Raw genomic sequence first — 18,008 nt, 5'->3', positions numbered from 1 at the left:
CCTGCTACGGTGTCGGCGTGATCGTCGGGTGGAAGACGGTCGGTGACGGCGTGTGCGGCGCGAACGTCGCGGTCGCCGTCGGGACGCGGGTCGGCGTGCGCGTCGGCGGCACATAGATGTAGACGCGCGTCGGCGTTGAGGTGGGGGCGCGCGGCACGATGCGCCGCGTGGCAGTCGGCGGCACGGGCGTGCTCGTCAGCGCCGGAGCGGCCGTCGTCGGCGTGCCGGTCGGCGCCGCTTCAAGCGGCTCCGTGGTGCTCGTCGCGGTGGCGAGCGCAGCCGGCGTCGGTGTCGGGGTTGCCGTGTCGCCGGGCGGCAGCGTGGCGGTCGGCGTGGCCGTGGATGACGTGGTTGGGATCGGCGTCGCAATCGGCGCGCGGGTGGCGGTCGGCGCGGGCGTGCGGGTTGGGAGCACCGGGGAGGGCGGCAGCGCGCCGGTTGCCGGCGTGGCCGACGGCGCAATACCATCGATCGGCGTGGCGCTCGGCCGCAGCGGCAATCCGACCGGACGGTTGCTCAACCACATATTGTATGCGATCCAACCGCCACCAAGCGAAAGCCCCATCAGCACCAGCGCGAGCAGCGCGAGACGCGCGAAGCCGCCACGTGACGCTGACCGGCTCGCCGGTGGCGCGGACTTGCCCTGGCGTATCACTGACCAGAGCAACAGCGACATGCGTTCTGCCGGCAGGCTAAAGGCCGGCACAAACGCAAAGGCCGAGCCGGCGTATCCGTGCCGCGCGCGCAGCCCCAGCGCGACCGCCGGCGCAATATCGCCCAGCGCCGCCTGCGAGCGCATGCGCGTGATCTCGTTGAGTTCACGCGCATACTCACGGCGTGCACCGGCCAGAAAGTGCCCGGCATGATCAGGCGGCTGCCGCAGGACGCGCGCGAGCTGTTCGAGGGACAGGCCCAGCTGATCGGCCAGCGCCAGCGACGCCCGCTTGAGTACCGGCAGATGACGCGCCGCGCGGATAATCGAATCGAGCGCATCGCGGTCGCGCTTGGGCGATTCCGCCGACGGGTTCAGTAGCGGTTTCAGTCGATCGGCTTCCCCGCGCGGTTGCAGATAATTGCAGGCCGCATCGGTGGCGTCAGACAGCATCCGCAGAAAAGCCTGCTCGGCGGACAGCGATGGGTCCGACGAAGCGCCACCGGCCATGACGGAGCCGGCAAGCGACTCGACTGCGTGCGCATCGCCCACCAGTTGATACAGGTAGTCAATGACGATCGGTGCCCACTGTTCGAGCCCGCGTTCGGGGATGTTGGTGGCTACATCGGACATAGATCATTCACAGAGGAGCGGAATCGCCCTCTCGCTCTCGGTGACGCAGCGCATCAAGCGCGACTGCCTTCGAGACGCACTGCGTTGACGGTTCGCGACTGATTCGATTATACCATATCGATGCGGTCGTGCGATGGGCCGCTTTTCCTGTATCGGCCGTAATCTTGCTCACGCTGACTCGCCAAGGTGCCCGTAGTATACAACGTTCCAACCACTCGAAATGGAGTGCCAAACGTGGACGACCACAACCTGACCGTTGAAATCTGCATCGACAGCGTTGCGTCGGCGCTGGCCGCGCAGGCCGGCGGCGCGCAACGCGTCGAGCTATGTGACAACCTGATGGAGGGCGGCACGACGCCGAGCGCCGGCACGATCACCGTCGTACGCGCCCAGGTGCAGATCGGCCTGCAGGTCATGATCCGGCCGCGCGGCGGCGACTTCTGCTACAGCGACCTTGAATTCGCCGTGATGCGTCACGACATCGCCACTGCGAAGTCGCTCGGCGTGGATGGCATCGTCCTTGGCCTGCTCACGCCGGATGGCCGCGTGGACGCCGCGCGCACCCGCGAACTGATCGCGGCGGCGCGGCCGCTCAACGTCACCTTCCACCGCGCCTTTGACGTGGCGCGCGACCCGCGCGAGGCGCTGGAGACGCTAGTCGAGCTCGACGTCGATCGCGTGCTCACCTCCGGGCAGGAACCGACCGCCTACGAAGGCATCGACCTGATCGCGGAGCTGGTCAGGCAGGCCGCCGGGCGGATCAGCATCGTGGCAGGCGGCGGTATACACGAGCGCAACGCGGGCAAGATCGTCGCGCAGACCGGCGTGCGTGAGATCCACTTCACCGGGCGGCGCACGGTGCCGAGCGCCATGCAGTACCGCAACGAGCGCGTATTCATGGGGGGCGAGTTGCGCCCGCCCGAATTCGACCGCAGCATCGCCAACGCCGAGCGCATCGCGCGCATCATCGGCGCGGCGCGCGGCTGAAACGTAATCGCATGAATTCACCTTACGAGCCCGCCTTCCCTGACCGGATTTCAGTGAGACAGTTCGCCATGCCCGCGTAGGGGCGCATGGCCATGCGCCCGCATCCAGCGGTGTTGCCCCTGGGCTCCCGCTTTCGCGGGAGCGACGCCGGATGCTGCCGCATGGCAACGGGACTCGCATACGACCGCAATCCGAAATGTACACGCGCCACACTCGCCCTGAAAGCATTCCTGCTCCTGTTGTATAATTTCTCCATTGCACCCCACTCCGCGCCCCTATCTCCACCGAAGGATGGCTCGCTATGATTACCGGAACGCATGACGTGCGCGACGCATTGAGCAAGCAGCAGTACGTCGCCTCGGACGAGATCTCCACCGTGGTTCTGCTGTCGGAGAAACTGCAAAAACCGATTCTGGTCGAAGGGCCGGCGGGCGTCGGCAAGACGGAACTGGCCAAGGCCTGGGCATCAGCCACCGGGCGGCGTCTGATCCGCTTGCAGTGCTACGAGGGCCTCGACGAGTCGAAGGCGCTCTACGAGTGGGAATACGCCAAGCAGATGCTCTACACGCAGTTGCTGCGCGACAAGCTGCACGATGTGCTGTCCGAGACGCAGACGCTGGCGCAGGCCGCCGACCGCATCGCGCAGGAGGAGGATGTCTTCTTCTCCGAGCGGTTTCTCCTGCCGCGCCCGCTCTTGCAGGCCGTGACCGCCGACGAGCCGGTGCTGCTGCTGATCGACGAGATTGACCGCGCCGACGCCGAGTTCGAGGCGTTCCTGCTCGAAATCCTCTCCGACTTTCAGGTCAGCGTGCCGGAGCTCGGCACCATGAAGGCCAAGCAGATCCCGGCCGTGATGCTGACCTCCAACAACACGCGCGAACTGTCCGAAGCGCTCAAGCGCCGCTGCCTCTACCTGTTCGTGGACTACCCGACGGTCGAGACCGAGTTGCGCATCGTGCGCCTGCACGCGCCCGACCTCACGCCGCAACTCGCCAAGCAGGCGGTCGAACTGGTGCACCGCCTGCGCAAGCTCGACCTGAAGAAGTCGCCGAGCGTCAGCGAGACGATCGACTGGGCGCGCGCGCTGGTCACGCTGAACGCGCAGGCGCTGGACAAGGAGACGCTGGAGAACACCATGACCGTGCTGTTGAAGCACGAGCAGGACGTGCAGCGCGCCAAGCGCGCCATCGGGACGCCCGGCGCGTCGGGTGGCAGCAGCAAGTCCGACGACGATGACAGCGTCGATTACCGCATGCTCGGACGGCCGCGCCGCTAACGGCACACGAAGGATGCGGCCTCCGCCCCCGTCAATATCGTCGGCCCCGCCTTTGCCCACGGGAGGGAAAGCGCAATGGAACAACGGATAGTCGATTTCATCGCCGCGCTGCGGGCGGCCGGCGTGCGCGTCTCGATCGCCGAGAGCGCCGACGCGTTCCGCGCGGTCAATCATATCGGCGTGCTGGAGCGCGGCGAGTTCAAGTCGGCCCTGCGCGCGACGCTCGTCAAGGACGCCAAGGATACGCCGACGTTCGAGTCGCTGTTCCCGCTGTTCTTCGGCAGCGGCGGGCCGCCGCTGTTCAACCCGACCGGCGACCTGACTCCCGAAGAACAGCAGATGCTGATGGACGCTCTGCGCGCGCTGGCCAACGACCTGCGCCGGCTGATGGAAATGCTGATGCAGGGGCGCGAGCCGTCGCCGCAGGAGATGCAGCGCGCCGGCCGGCAGGTCGGCCTGCAGTACGCCAACCGCCCGTTCCAGAAAGAGTGGTTCGCCAAGCGCATGCAGCGGCAGATGGGCCTCGAGCAGCTCGACGAGGCGCTGCAGGAACTGATGGAGATGCTGGCGGCGATGGGCATGGAGCGCGAGACGCGCGAGCGGCTCGAAGAGGCGGCGCGCGGCAACGCCGAGGCGCTTGAAGAACGCGTGGAGCAGTTCGCCGGCGAGAACATCGCGCGCAAGGCGATGGAGGAGAAGCAGGAGCCGAGCGAGGCCGACCTGATGCAGCGGCCGTTCTCCGCGCTGTCGGAGAACGAGGCGCGCGCACTGCGCGACATGGTGCGGCGCATGGCGGCGCAGTTGCGCAGCCGCGCCTCACTGCGCTACAAGAAGGGCAAGCGCGGCGCGCTCGACGCCAAGCGCACCATCCGCGCCAACCAGCGCTACGGCGGCGTGCCGATCGAGCTGCGCCTCAAGACCAAGCGGCTCAAGCCGAAACTGGTGCTGATCTGCGACGTCTCGACCTCGGTGCGCTACTGCTCGGAGTTCATGCTGCGGCTGATCTACGAATTGCAGGATCAGGTCAGCAAGGCGCGCTCGTTCATCTTCATTGACGATATCAAAGAGATCACCAGCTACTTCGACGCCGGGCGGCCGGACACGGCGGTCGAGGCGGTGCTGAACGACCATCAGCCGGGCTACTACAACACGAACCTCGGCAACAGTCTTGACACGCTGACGCACGACCATCTGGACGCGATCGATCACCGCACGACGCTGATCTTCATCGGTGACGGGCGCAACAACTTCAGCGACCCGCGCGCCGACCTGGTCGACCAACTCAAGCGGCGCGCCCGGCGCGTCATCTGGCTGTCGCCGGAGTCGCCGTATCTGTGGGGTACGGGCGATAGCGACATGTACGCCTACCAGCCGTTCTGCGACGCGATCCACGAGGTCGCCAACATGCAGCAACTCGCCGACGCGGTGGACAGGCTGCTGGGGTAGCAATTTCTCGTCCAAGAGTGGCACGACAGGAAGAAGCCTTCCGCATGGCAAGGCTTCTTTTTGCAATGACTTCTTCTGCCCTGGTGGATTATGAATTACGAAGGACGCTGCGCTTCCTGCCACTCACCGTATGTCTGGTCAGAATCCTTGATTTTCCACACGTCCCGCCCATTAAGTGACGCACCGCCAATTGCGCGGGCGGCGGCACTAATGCTGTTGAACGAAACATCTTGCTTGAGCGTCCAATAGTCCGGGTCGGCACCTTCCGCCAGCTTACCATCGTTTTCAAGTTGGCTCCGCTTGTCAACATCGTAATGTGGAATCGTCGACGTCGTTTGTTTTCTGAAAGTCGAACCCTTGAAGACGATGACCTCACCATTTATTACACGGGCGTCGGCGCTAACACCTGCATACGACAAATGTAGCATAGGTGATTCAGCAATTGGGGGAATGATGCTTGGTTTCCCATGAGCCACAGTAAAGTTGTCGGCGCTTACATCCATTGTCGGAACAAGCGATGCAAACTGAAAACCCAATACAGGCAGCAGCAACTGTGTTTGCTCAAGAAACTCATTCATGTCAGCCTTATCGGCAGCAGGTAAAGTGGGAATATCGGGGTCTCTGCCATTCTTGAGAAGCGCCCGTTGTGCCTGCGATATAGCTTGAACCAACTTTGCCTCCAAATACATCACATGCGCTTTCGTAAAGTTGTCATCCTTGCTCGTTACGATTATCGTACGTTCCCAGTAATACATGCTCGCAGCACTGTAATGATAAGTCAGCCGCTCCAGCAGGTTATCACTTTCGCCAACATATACCATAGGCTTTGCAGGATTGTCAGGGTTGTCGCCAACCAGAAAATAGACACCAGGGCACTTGATTTCGTCCGCGACATCCTTGAGGCGGGTCTTCGACACTACAGTCACTTTGATGGTCGCATTCCCGATCTCGGCGCTGAGGATACCCGCCGGATTTCCTTCACGCAGGTGTATTCTGATTGTTCGGCTTCGCATTTCTGCCTCCATATTGACCGAGCCTCGAAAACGTCTCGTTAGCTTTTCGATGGTTGACCAAGATATACAGCGAAAGCAGCTTTCAGTATGGCCAAGTCACGTGGCCGCCCAGTCTTGTTTGTGGTCTTCCCAATTAGATCCTTCGCTTCTTCTTCGGTTACCCACCGGATTTGTGCCGTTTCTTTTCCCCACGGTCCAGGTTCGCCCACTGGAGACGCCAAGAAGAACAAATTTACGGTTGTTCCCCCTTCAAACTCGCCGGGAATTGGCACTACGATCGTACCTGCAATGCCAGTTTCCTCTTTGACCTCGCGTCGCGCAGTTTCTTCGGGCGTCTCGCCTAGATTCGGGCGTCCCTTCGCAAACGTCCAGACATACTCATCGTAATGATCCGTAGGCTCTCGAAGTAGCACCCGCCCATCGGCGTCTATGACGACTGCGCCATAAGCCTTGGCCTTGCCAGAACCCTGCGAAGTCGGTGGCTTGGCCGTCTTGTAGGTCGCGCCCAACTCCATTGCGGAGTGATTCTCCAGATCCAAGAGTACGCTCCAGACCTTCGTGTAGATAGACGCACGATCGTGTCCAAAGCGCTTGCCAACCTCGTCCTTGAAGTTGCTATAAGAGATGTCCTTAACGATTTGCGCGAACCCTTCGGCGAATTCGTCGTGACCGATGGTAGCCCGAAATGGATAATCGGTGCCCGCGTGCTTCTTGGTTGCGGACAGTGTGGGCATGTATTTCTCGCGCAGTTGCTCCAAGTCCGATGCCACCCGCGCTCGAACCGTCAACCCCGACTCGTCCTTCTTCTGGACGACACTGAAGAACCCCACTGTCGTGAAAAGCCACATGCGAAGTCCTCCTTGGCGCGCAAGCATTCCGAGAGAAGTGGTAACTCCATCTATCGGTCCGCTTTGTTGCCCTATTGTAGAATCTGCAGCGATGAATGTCAACCACATGGCCAAATTCGGTTGTTCGGAATCAGTCCTGTGTTATCATTACTGACATCATGAACCGTGCCTCCAACCACAGTGTCGATCCACAGTTGAGCCGAGTTCCGGCCGCCGACCGCAAAACGTTCGCCGCGTTGAAAACGCCGGCGCAGATCCAGGCGTTCCTCGACGACGTGCCGTACAGCACCGACGACGCCTACCGCTGCCCGGCCAGCGTCCTGCGCGACCGCCGCGCGCACTGCTTCGATGGCGCGCTCTTCGCCGCTGCCGCCCTGCGGCAGCTCGGTTATCCGCCCCTGCTCGTCAACATGTACGCCCGCCGCGACGACGAGCACCTGATCGCCCTCTTCCGGCGCTACGGGCACTGGGGCTCGATCGGCAAATCGAACTTCGTCGGCCTGCGCTACCGCGAGCCGGTCTACCGCACCCTGCGCGAACTGGTCATGTCATACTTCGAGGGCTACTACAACATGGAGCGCCTGCGCTCGCTCCGCGAGTACACGCGGCCGTTCAACCTGCGGGCGTTCGACCGCCTCAACTGGCTGAGCGACGACGCGACGATGGATCTGATCGCCGACAAACTCGATGCACTGGCGCGCCGGCCGATCCTGACGCCGCGCATGGTGCGCAACCTGACGTTGCTCGACAAACGCTCGTTCGACGCCGGCATGGTCGGCACCGACATTGAGGGTGTGTACTTCCCGGAGTAGCGGCGCCCCCTGCCGCCAACGGCTCGTGCCCAGGCTCATAAGCATTCGGAGAACGGGTAGCCATTATGACGCGCACGCGAACCAGGCGCATTACGGCCGTGCTGACGATTGCGCTCTGCGTGCTCGCGACGGCTGCCCTACTGCTTCTGGCCATGCCTCCCCGGCCGCCGATGCCGCCACCTGCGCCAGCACGCGACCCGGCCTTTCGAATAGGGGGACTCGCCGAGTTCGCCGCCCAGTATCCGACTGATTGGGAACAACGCCTCGCGCCGGAAGTCAAACCGATGATTGAGTTTCAGCGCTGGATCGGCGAGCACGGCACCGTGGTCAGTTTCGCGGACAACGCGTGGAGTTGGTCGAACCCATTCCCCAAAGTCAGCGTCTTCATCATCGACTGCGACGGCGCCGATCTGTTTGCGCAGGGCGCTCCCAGATTCTACAACTTCAAGTCGGTCGAATTCGTCCCACTGCCAGGCCCAACGCAGCCGGCCGGCGGATAGTCTTGCACGCGCGTCATTTCGATCTTCGCAAAGCCTGTGTTGATGCCGCCTTGCGGTATAATACGCCCGACGCGGCGATATCTGCCGACGCGATCATTGCACATCTTTCGACCTGGTATCACCACAACCTGCCACCATGACGCCCCGCCAATTGCTTCGCTTCTGGATCGTAAGCACACTGCTCTGTGGAATCAATGGGTTCCTGGCCTATGTATTCGCGCCGCCCGTACGCGGCGCCGACGCCACGTACGTCACGCCGCTAGCGGGCTTGACCGCCGGAATGCTCTGTGCGCTCGGCGCGACACTGCTGGTTGTCATATGCGCACTAATCAAGAATCGCCGGCGAGCTCCAGGGCGGCAGGATTCGCCGTGACCACCCTGCGCGTGCGCGAGGTCACCAGCTACGGCGGCTTCTTCGGCGGCGACTCAATCACACTACTCGCCCAACCGCTGGCCGGGCCAGGCGACGAACTCACGCTGACGATCGAGCAGGACGATCTGGCGGTGGACCGCCACCGTATCGTCGCGGGCATGGTGCTCGATGCGCAACTTGAGGGCGAGCACGTCGTCCGCGCGACGGTTGCCGCCGCGCCGGACCGGGCGCAATTGCGCGACGCGCTGCCAGCCGCCGCCGGTCCGCTGGCAGGACCGCACATCTTCGCGCATTACTGCGCCGCCTGTGCGCTCTGGATACACGGCGAACCGGTCAACGGCGCGTGCCGCCTGCAAGGGCACGCGCTGTAATTGGAACCAACGAATATCAACACAAAGACACCAAGACACAAAGTAGTCATGTTTGTAGTTCTTTGTGCCTTTGTGTCTTTGTGTTGGATGTTTTGACCTGCGAGGACTTATGCCATACCACGGCGGCCGGCTGGTCGCGAAGGTGCTGAAGGGCGAAGGCGTCACGCATCTGTTCACGCTCTGCGGCGGACACGTCGCGCCGGTCTATGATGGCTGTATCGATGAAGGCATCGCCGTCATCGATATGCGCCACGAGCAGGCCGCCGCGCACGCCGCCGACGCCTACGCCCGCCTCACGCGCGGCATCGGCGTCGCGGTCGTTACGGCCGGCCCCGGCGTGACCGACGCCGTGACGGCGGTCGCCAACGCATACTACGCCGCCAGCCCCCTGCTCCTGATCGGCGGCGCGGCTCCGCTCAACCAGCAGGGGCGCGGCGCGCTGCAGGAGATGGAGCAGGTCGCGCTGCTCAAGCCGATCACGAAGTGGAGCGTTTCGATTCACGAAACGGCGCGCATCCCCGAACTGCTGACGCAGGCGATCCGCATGGCACTCAGCGGTCGGCCCGGCCCGGTCTTCGTGGAACTGCCGTTCGACATCCTGTTCAACTTCGTGGACGAGTCGGCGGCAAAGTTCCCTGTCAACTATCGCGCCAAAGAGCGACCGGCCGGCGCGCCGGCGACGATCGCGGCGGCCGCGCAGTTGATTGCACAGGCGTCGCGCCCGGTCATCCTAGCCGGGTCGCAGGTTTACTGGGATGGCGCGGAAGCGCAACTGCGCCGCTTCGCCGAGCAGTGCGCCCTGCCGGTATTCACGAACGGCATGGGGCGCGGCACGCTCCCGATGGACCACCCAAACTGCCTGCAACTGGCGCGCGGGGCGGCGCTGCGCGAGTCCGATCTCGTCATCGCGATCGGCACGGCGATGGACTTCCGCGTGCGCTACGGCGAGTTCGGGCACGACACAAAGCTGATTCAGATCGACATCGACCCGACCGAGATCGGCCGCAACCGCGCGGTCGAGGCCGGCATCGTCGGCAGCGCGGCGACGGTGCTGGAACAACTGGCGGCCGCGACTACAGGCGCGCGCTTCGATGGCTGGCTGGCGCGCCTGCAGGGCATCGAAGAGGAGAAACGCACCGCGCAGGCGCGCTGGGAAACGTCGGACGACCTGCCGATTCACCAGTACCGGCTGGCGCACGAACTGAACCGGTTCATCGACGCCGACACGATCGTGGTCGGCGACGGCGGCGACGTGGTCGGCATCGCCGCCAAGGTACTGACGATCCGCAAGCCCGCGCACTGGATGGACCCCGGGCCGCTCGGCTGTCTCGGCGTGGGCCTGCCGTTCGCCATCGCGGCGCAGTTGCTCAACCCCGGCAAACGGGTCATCGTGCTGAACGGCGACGGCTCGTTCGCGCTCAACGGCATGGAGTTCGACACGTCGGCGCGCTTCGGCCTGCCGATCGTGACGCTGATCGGCAACGACGGCCAGTGGGGCGAGATCCGCGTGCCGCAGATGCAGATGATGGGCGCCGAGCGCGCAGTCGCGACCAAGCTCGGCGACCAGACGCACTACGAGAAGATCGCCGAGGCGTTCGGCGGGCATGGCGAGTTCGTGACCGCGCCCGACCAGATCGTGCCGGCGCTGGAACGCGCGTTCACCAGCGGCAAGCCGTCGATCATCAATGTGATGATCGACCCGGACGGCGTGCGCAAAGCCGACGCCGTCCGCGCCTATGTGATGTAACCTTATAGCGGTTTGCAAAATAATCCGATAGCCGCATGTAGGGACAGGCCTTTGGCCTGTCCGCTGGGCAGGTCAAAGACCTGCCCCTACCCGGTGAACCGTGTGGCGTGCCCGATGTTTCTGCAAAATGCTCTAGCGTGATGCAAGTTGTGATGATTATCAAGGGCGCATGACGTCGCCCGACTATCCCTACGCCGTCTAGACGGTGCGAGAGAGATGCAATGACTACAATGCAGACCCGATCAACAAACAAAGTATTGCCGCCGTTGAGCGAGGCCGAGGCGCAGTTCCGAAAGGCCTACCCCGACTATGCAGGCACGCGCCTGCTCGATGAGCAGCGCGCCAGTGAGTACGGGCGGCTGGACGCCGGCGAACACATCTACCTCGACTACACCGGCGGCGGGCTGTACGCCGACTCGCAGGTGCAGGCGCACGCCGACCTGCTGCGCCAGAACGTCTACGGCAACCCGCACTCCAGCAACCCGACCTCGCTGGCGATGACGAAGCTGGTCGAGCAGTCGCGCCGCTACGCGCTGGAGTTCTTCAACGCCTCGCCGGATGAATACGTCGTCGTCTTCACGCAGAATGCCAGCGGCGCGCTCAAGCTCGTCGGCGAGTCGTACCCGTTCTGCCCCGGCGGCAACTACCTACTGACGTTCGACAACCACAACTCCGTCAACGGCATCCGCGAGTTTGCGCGCGCCAAGGGCGCGACGGTGACCTACGCGCCGGTGGTGCCGCCCGACATGCGACTGGACGCGGTGAAGTTGCAGGAATACCTGGCACAGGCCGAACCCGGCGGCTGCAACCTGTTCGCCTACCCGGCGCAGTCGAACTTCTCCGGCGTGCAGCACTCGCTCGACTGGATCCAGCGCGCGCACGCGGCGGGATGGGACGTGCTGCTCGACGCGGCCGCGTTCGTGCCGAGCAATCCGCTCGACCTGAGCCGCGTGCACCCGGACTACGTCTGCATGTCGTTCTACAAGATCTTCGGCTACCCGACCGGTCTCGGCGCACTCGTCGCCCGCCGCGACGCCCTGCGCAAGCTGCGCCGGCCGTGGTTCGCCGGCGGCACCATCTCGGTCGCGTCGGTGCAGGGCGACAAGTATTACCTGGTCGAGGGCGCGGAAGGCTTCGAGGACGGCACGATCAACTACCTGTCGATCCCGGCCGTGGAGATCGGCCTGCGGCACATCGCGCGCATCGGATATGATGCGATTCACACGCGCGTGCAGTGCCTGACCGGCTGGATGCTCGACCAGTTGACGACGCTGCGGCACGCCGGCGGCGCGCCGGTCGTGCACATCTACGGGCCGCTGACTACCGAGTCGCGTGGCGGCACGATCACGGTCAACTTCTACGACGCCGACGGGCACTTCATCGATCACCGGCTCGTCGAGCAGCGCGCCAACCAGGTGAACATCTCGCTGCGCACCGGCTGCTTCTGCAACCCCGGCGGCGGCGAGTTGGCGCTCGGCATTTCGGCTGAGGAACTGACCAGTTGTTTCGTCAGCCACGACCGGCTGACGCTCGACGAGTTCCGGCGCTGCATCGACGACAAGAGCACCGGCGCGGTGCGCATCTCGGTCGGCCTGGCCACCACGTTCCGCGATGTGTACCACTTCATCGAGTTCGCGCGCAGCTTCGTGGGCAAGCGCGCCGCCGATATTTAGCCCGCGCAATCGGTTCCAGGGATCAGGTTTCGAGTATCGGGTTTCAGGCTTCCGCTGTCGAGGGTCAAGCGCTTGGGTCTTGGGATTTGGAATTTGGGATTTTACGCTAAAGGAGCGGTAATGGACACAGCCATCATTGGCGTGATCGGCGGGAGCGGGTTGTACGCAATGGACGGGCTGAGCGACGTGAAAGAGGTCAAGATCACCTCGCCGTTTGGCGACCCGAGCGACGTGATCACGCTCGGCACGTTCGGCGGCCAGCGCATCGCCTTCCTGCCGCGCCACGGGCGCGGGCACCGGCTCACGCCGAGCGAGGTGCCGTACCGCGCCAACATCTTCGCGCTGAAGACGCTCGGCGTGCAATGGATCGTGGCCGTCAGCGCGTGCGGCTCGCTGCGCGAGGAGTTCGCGCCGCGCGACATCGTCATCCCCGACCAGATCTACGACCACACCAAGGGGCGCGCCGGCAGCTTCTTCGGCAACGGCGCCGTCGCGCACGTCAGCTTCGCCGACCCCTTCTGCTCGACCCTCTCAGGCATCCTGTACGACGCGGTCAAGGAAGCCGGCGGCCGCGTGCACAAGGGCGGCAAGTATCTTACGATTGAAGGGCCGCAGTTCTCCAGCAAGGCCGAATCGAACACCTACCGCCAGTGGGGCATGGACATCATCGGCATGACCAACGTGCCGGAGTCGCGGCTGGCGCGCGAGGCCGAGATCTGCTACGCCACAATGGCGCACGTCACCGACTACGACGTCTGGCACCAGAGCGCCGAGCCGGTGACGCTGCCGATGGTCATTGCGAACCTGAACGCTAATGTGGCGCTGGCGCAGAAGGCGCTGGCGGTCGTGTTCAACCGCCTGCCGGCGACGCGCGAGCAGTGCGCCTGCCCGACCGCGCTCAAGGACGCGATCGTCACCGACCCAGCGCGCATCCCGGCCAAATTCAAAGACGACCTGCGCCCAATCACGGGGAAGTATCTGGGCTAAGCGGTTGTGAGTCGTTTCGTAGATGAGCTATTATCGGGAATAAGCACTTGACATTCGGAAAGCCGCTGAAAACGGATATTTCAACAAGCCAAACCTTATTCCCGATAAGATTAGAAGCTTCTCTCCAGCTTAGAGGTTCATCAGCGATGACACCTTGGACACAATCAGAACTCGAACGTTTAATCACTGAACAGATTGAGGAAAGCCGAATCCTCGACTATAAGCGCGCAGCATCCCTAGGCAGACAGAATAAGCAGAAGGACGAACTCGCAAAAGACATATCAGCGTTCGCCAATTCTGCAGGCGGCACGATAGTCTATGGGGTCGCCGAATTTGAGGATGAAGCAAAGAGGCATCTGCCAGAAAGGCTTGATCCAATTGATCGCATTCAATTTTCGCGCGAATGGCTAGATCAAATGGTCGACAGTATTCAGCCACGTATTGACGGATTGAAGATTCATTCCGTTCCGCTCGACTCGGCCCCTAATCACGTTGCTTACGTAGTCGAGATCCCACAGAGCGTAACGGCTCACCAGGCCACCGATAAGAAGTATTATCGACGCTACAACTTTCGCTCGATCCCGATGGACGATTATGAAATTCGCGATGTCATGGCTCGTCAGAAGCACCCTAATATTGAACTGACTTTTGAACTTCGCGTCGAACTCGAGGTCGAGAAAGATCTAATACCGACTTCATTCGCCAGTAGCAGTCAGAAAAGAAAAACTAGGCACGTGCTGGTAGTTCGCGCCAAGAACTCGGGCACGGTGCTCGCTCAATATGTCAATGCCCATATCTTCGTTCCGGTACAGATGGCACGTACATATGAGCGCTTCAGCCAACATATCAGACGTCATGATGACCGTGAATACTACTCGTTCTATCGAGCAAACACCTCGCGAGACGTGCTACAGGGCGGATCTCCATTAGAGCGTACTGTGTATGGACCAACGCGGTATGATCCTATCTTGCCTGGTCGCAGCCACAAATGGGAAATTGAATTAACACGCAAATTGGATACGATTGATCTCAACGGCCTCTATATTGAATGGTCAGTATTTGCCGATAATGCTCGACGCCAGGTGGGGGAGATAGTAGTCAATGACATCAAGCAAGTCGACTTGCGCGAGCGCGCTAGCGGAGGAGAGCATTTCACAGAGGAAGACATTGAAGACCTGTGAGTTTAGACGGCGAGAGGGCAGTTGCGACCTTCAGGCTCGAGCCCGCTCTTCGAGTGGTGTGCCAATCACTTGTGTGCCTTCCACGGGCGTTCAATTGAACGCTCGTACTTTTTCCCTTTGACACGCCCCCTCTCCCTACACTAGACGTTATTAGAAATTAGGTTTTTGCATGATGAAACGCCCGTCTTCATTGGCTTTCTGAACGCCAATTCCTTATTCCCGATAACGTCTACTGTCTATAAACGCTCCTCAGCCCGCACGCCCTTTCTGACGCACGAATCAGCACTGGCCGGCTGTTTCTATCTATGGGCACATGCGCTGATTGACATATCGCCGCGCGGGCCATAGACTGAAAACATATTTGAATTGATGCACTCAACCGGAAGGTACCGCCATGAAACGGCCGCTTGTGTTTACACTGGTCGGTGTGTTCGGTGTTGCGATGGCACTCTCGATCCTGATGGCCGGATGTGACACGCCGACCGTCGTACCCGCCACGCTCTCGCCGACCACACGAGCGGAGCCCGTCTTGTCCTTCACCCCGCCGCCAATCTATGCACCCACGCTCGACCGCTACCCACGGCCACCAGACGCCGAAATGCCTTTCGCGACCGACACGCCACTGCCGCCCACGCCATTGCCCAGTGCCACGCCCTTTCTGGCTCTGACGACGCCCTTCCCGCCTGTCGTGACCAAGTGGAACGCGTTTAGAGGTCTCAAGACCGGATTCTCGTTCATCTATCCGAACAAATGGTATATTGTCGAACGCGTGCTTGAGCCTTTGGCCTTGATGCAAAATGTGTTGATCATAACTAACTACGACCTCAGCAAAGCGCCTGTGCAAGAAGCCACTTATCCGAGGGGCGCCAAGATAGGGATATCAAACTTCGAAAGCGCATTTCCCACGGCAGGATCGCCGTTTCCTGTGGGGCCGCAGAGACTCCCCGGTCGACGGTTTGTCTCTGACTTCTCAACAGGCATCGCCCCGTCGTCGAATCTAGCGCGTAGAATTGCAGTTTACTTCAAGGCGGGGGGCCGAAATTGGATTATCAGCGCGGAGTTTGGCCAACCGAAGAGCGTAGCAGACAAGAACACGGAGTTCTTCTACAAGATTGTGGGTAGCCTGCGCTACGCAAACAGGTAAAGCAATCTTCATGTCCCAAGTGCGGAGTCGCGAGATGCGACCCCGCGTTGCTTTCTTGTGCCGATGTCCGCTACTGCCACCGCGCCACCAGCAATCCGTCCTCGCGCGTGACGCTCAGCGCCAAGTCGAACCTATCAGCCTGCAGGCAGTACTCGACGTCGGTGCGCGGCGCGTCGGGGTGGTTATCGTCGAAGCGCCTGCCCGTTGCACGCCCGCTCCAGGTACCGCGTAGCTCTGCAAAGCGGCCGCGATTCTCAACGTCAAGCGACGCCCTGAGCGGCACCATACGCCGTCGAAGGGCGTCGATCTCCGAAACGCGCTCTGAATCGTGACTGGCTAATCGCCTGTTCGCAGTCGTCTCGCTCCGCGCGTCGGCCCGTGCGACTTTGTATGATTTGTATGACCCTCATCCCCTGAAATGCGCCCAAAAACCGTAATCGTCATTGACACCCCATCCCCGAAGTGCTAGTATAAAACGGTCGGAACCCCGAGCTGCTTCAGAAAGGAACGTCTATGACCATACATGGGTTTGCCAATCGAATAGCTCACGTCGATCTCACCAGCAACCGGGTGTCATACGAACCGGTCCCCGAAGAGTGGGCGCGCAAGTATATTGGCGCGCGCGGCCTGGGGGTCCGCTTCGTCTTTGAGAACGGGCCGAAGGTCGATCCGCTCAGCCCGGACAACATCCTCTGCTTCATGAATGGGCCGCTGACCGGCACCGACGTGAACATGAGCGGGCGCATGGCGATCGTGACCAAGTCGCCACTGACCGGCACCGTCACCGACAGCCATCACGGCGGCTGGTCGGCCGCGCGCCTGCGCTGGGCCGGTTTCGATGGCTTGATCTTCAAGGGTCGCGCTGCCAAGCCGGTTTACGCCTATGTGCATGGCGACAAGGTGGAAATCCTGGACGCCGCCCAGATCTGGGGCAAGGGCGTACACGATACCATCAAATTCTTCAAGCAGAAATATGGCGAGAAGGATCTGACCGTGCTCGCGATCGGCCCGGCCAGCGAGCATCTTTGCCGCTTTGGCGCCTGGCTCAACGAGGATGACCGCGCGAGCGGACGCGGCGGCACCGGCTGTGTCGGCGGCAGCAAGAATCTGAAGGCCATCGTGGTCAAGGCAGAAAAGAACGTGCCGAAACCCTTTGACCGCGACGCCTTTAAGATCGCCCACCAGCGCGCCCTGGCGACGATCATGGACGTCAAGAACATCACGGCGCCGCGCAAAGGCGGGCTCTCGGTCTTCGGCACCAACGTGCTGATGAACATCGACAACAACATCGGCGCACTGCCCACCCGCAACAGCCAGACGACGGCGTTTGGCGAGAAGGCGGAGCTCATCAGCGGCGAGTGGGTCAAGGAACACATCCTTGTCGACGACCCCACCTGCCACGCCTGCCCCGTCGCGTGCAAGAAAGAGGTGGACGTCAAGGAAGGCCCCTTCAAGATTCACATGGAGAGCGTGGAGTACGAGCCGGCGTGGTCGCTCGGCGCGAACTGCGACAACTCCGACGCCGGATCCGTCGCCTTCATGATTGACAAGGCCAACGACTACGGTTACGACGCCATCGAAATCGGCGGCGTGCTTGCGATGTACATGGAAGCGACGCAGCGCGGCTACGTGAAGAACGGCAGCGGCCTGAAGTGGGGCGACACCCACGGCATGGTCGAGCTGATGCGCAAGATCGCCTTCCGCGAGGGCGAAGGCGACATGCTGGCCGACGGCATCGAGCCGGCCGCCAAGAAACTCGGTCATCCCGAGATCGCCATGACCGTCAAGGGGCAGAGCATCCCCGCGTACGATCCGCGCGGCATCAAGGGCATGGGGCTCGGCTACGCCACCAGCAACCGCGGCGCGTGTCACCTGCGCGGGTACTCGCCCGCCAGCGAACTGGGTCTGATCTCGTTCAAGACCGACCCGCTGGCCTGGGAAGGCAAGGGCGCGCTGCTCAAGCTGCTGCAGGACCTGCACGCGTTCTCGGACAGCCTTGACCTGTGCAAGTTCAGCGCGTTCGCGGAAGGCGTCGAGGAATACGCGGCCCAGTACTCGGCCGTGACCGGCGTCCAGATCACCGCCGACGACGTGTTGAAGATCGGCGAGCGCATCTACAACCTGGAGCGGCATTACAACAACCTGATCGGCTTCGGCAAGGGCAGCGACAACCTGCCCAAGCGGTTCCTCGAAGAGCCTTCGAAGGAAAAAGGCTCTATGGGGCATGTGTGTGAGCTGCCACAGATGCTGGCCGATTACAACAAGTTGCGCGGCTGGGACGATGGGGTGGTCCCGGAGAGTAAGCTGAAGGAGTTGGAAATCCCGTAGCCGCGCGCCGGCAAACAACAAGGCGAGGGAGTGGTCT

16 protein-coding genes are annotated in these 18,008 nt (G+C 62.2%); 12 read left to right on the top strand and 4 right to left on the bottom strand.

The features are described 5' to 3' along the window. Positions 1–4 precede the first annotated feature (4 nt). Positions 5–1,285, bottom strand: a complete 1,281-nt coding sequence (locus tag HZB53_19240) for a hypothetical protein (GenBank protein MBI5879786.1) — start codon at positions 1,283–1,285, stop codon at positions 5–7. Between the two features lie 249 nt (positions 1,286–1,534). Between HZB53_19240 and HZB53_19235 the strand changes: the two genes are divergently transcribed. The 3 genes from HZB53_19235 (at position 1,535) to HZB53_19225 (ending at position 4,994) form a co-directional block, all read left to right on the top strand. Continuing rightward, positions 1,535–2,272 (top strand): copper homeostasis protein CutC, encoded by a 738-nt coding sequence (locus HZB53_19235; GenBank protein MBI5879785.1) that lies wholly within the window; start codon positions 1,535–1,537, stop codon positions 2,270–2,272. A 301-nt stretch (positions 2,273–2,573) separates the two neighbouring features. Continuing rightward, the gene (locus HZB53_19230; GenBank protein MBI5879784.1) at positions 2,574–3,548 is read left to right on the top strand and encodes a MoxR family ATPase; all 975 of its coding nucleotides are present in this window, start codon (positions 2,574–2,576) and stop codon (positions 3,546–3,548) included. 75 nt (positions 3,549–3,623) lie between these two features. Continuing rightward, complete coding sequence (locus HZB53_19225; protein MBI5879783.1) at positions 3,624–4,994, top strand: VWA domain-containing protein; 1,371 nt, start codon at positions 3,624–3,626, stop codon at positions 4,992–4,994. Positions 4,995–5,089: 95 nt separating this feature from the next. On the opposite strand, the gene HZB53_19220 is transcribed toward HZB53_19225, so the two are convergent. Together HZB53_19220 and HZB53_19215 are read right to left on the bottom strand one after the other, a co-directional pair. Beyond that, the gene (locus tag HZB53_19220; protein ID MBI5879782.1) at positions 5,090–6,007 is read right to left on the bottom strand and encodes a GIY-YIG nuclease family protein; all 918 of its coding nucleotides are present in this window, start codon (positions 6,005–6,007) and stop codon (positions 5,090–5,092) included. A 38-nt stretch (positions 6,008–6,045) separates the two neighbouring features. Further along, entirely contained in the window at positions 6,046–6,522 is a 477-nt protein-coding gene (locus HZB53_19215) for an NUDIX hydrolase (GenBank protein MBI5879781.1), read from the bottom strand. 491 nt (positions 6,523–7,013) lie between these two features. Here HZB53_19215 and HZB53_19210 point away from each other — a divergent pair, with 491 nt between their 5' ends. The 8 genes from HZB53_19210 to HZB53_19175 all read left to right on the top strand — a co-directional run bounded on the left by HZB53_19210 (position 7,014) and on the right by HZB53_19175 (position 15,643). Continuing rightward, complete coding sequence (locus HZB53_19210; protein ID MBI5879780.1) at positions 7,014–7,667, top strand: hypothetical protein; 654 nt, start codon at positions 7,014–7,016, stop codon at positions 7,665–7,667. Between the two features lie 65 nt (positions 7,668–7,732). Next, positions 7,733–8,167 (top strand): hypothetical protein, encoded by a 435-nt coding sequence (locus HZB53_19205; protein MBI5879779.1) that lies wholly within the window; start codon positions 7,733–7,735, stop codon positions 8,165–8,167. Between the two features lie 369 nt (positions 8,168–8,536). After that, positions 8,537–8,911, top strand: a complete 375-nt coding sequence (locus HZB53_19200) for a hypothetical protein (protein ID MBI5879778.1) — start codon at positions 8,537–8,539, stop codon at positions 8,909–8,911. Between the two features lie 109 nt (positions 8,912–9,020). Beyond that, positions 9,021–10,658: an acetolactate synthase gene (locus HZB53_19195; protein MBI5879777.1), complete on the top strand. Its 1,638-nt coding sequence runs from the start codon at positions 9,021–9,023 to the stop codon at positions 10,656–10,658. A gap of 221 nt (positions 10,659–10,879) precedes the next feature. Then, the gene (locus tag HZB53_19190) at positions 10,880–12,331 is read left to right on the top strand and encodes an aminotransferase class V-fold PLP-dependent enzyme (protein MBI5879776.1); all 1,452 of its coding nucleotides are present in this window, start codon (positions 10,880–10,882) and stop codon (positions 12,329–12,331) included. 120 nt (positions 12,332–12,451) lie between these two features. Continuing rightward, the gene (gene mtnP / locus HZB53_19185; protein ID MBI5879775.1) at positions 12,452–13,318 is read left to right on the top strand and encodes an S-methyl-5'-thioadenosine phosphorylase; all 867 of its coding nucleotides are present in this window, start codon (positions 12,452–12,454) and stop codon (positions 13,316–13,318) included. A 47-nt stretch (positions 13,319–13,365) separates the two neighbouring features. Beyond that, positions 13,366–14,499, top strand: coding sequence for an ATP-binding protein (locus HZB53_19180; GenBank protein ID MBI5879774.1), 1,134 nt, complete (start codon positions 13,366–13,368; stop codon positions 14,497–14,499). Between the two features lie 394 nt (positions 14,500–14,893). Then, positions 14,894–15,643, top strand: coding sequence for a hypothetical protein (locus HZB53_19175; GenBank protein ID MBI5879773.1), 750 nt, complete (start codon positions 14,894–14,896; stop codon positions 15,641–15,643). A gap of 70 nt (positions 15,644–15,713) precedes the next feature. Here HZB53_19175 and HZB53_19170 read toward each other — a convergent pair whose 3' ends face one another. Beyond that, entirely contained in the window at positions 15,714–15,929 is a 216-nt protein-coding gene (locus tag HZB53_19170) for a hypothetical protein (protein MBI5879772.1), read from the bottom strand. A gap of 227 nt (positions 15,930–16,156) precedes the next feature. Here HZB53_19170 and HZB53_19165 point away from each other — a divergent pair, with 227 nt between their 5' ends. Then, on the top strand, positions 16,157–17,971 hold the full coding sequence (locus HZB53_19165) for an aldehyde ferredoxin oxidoreductase family protein (protein MBI5879771.1): 1,815 nt from the start codon (positions 16,157–16,159) through the stop codon (positions 17,969–17,971). The last annotated feature ends 37 nt before the right edge of the window (positions 17,972–18,008 follow it).

This window comes from Chloroflexota bacterium (assembly GCA_016235055.1).
Lineage (GTDB): Bacteria > Chloroflexota > Anaerolineae > JACRMK01 > JACRMK01 > JACRMK01.
The sequence above is the reverse complement of the archived record's forward strand: the minus strand, read 5'-3'. Positions and strand labels throughout refer to the sequence as shown.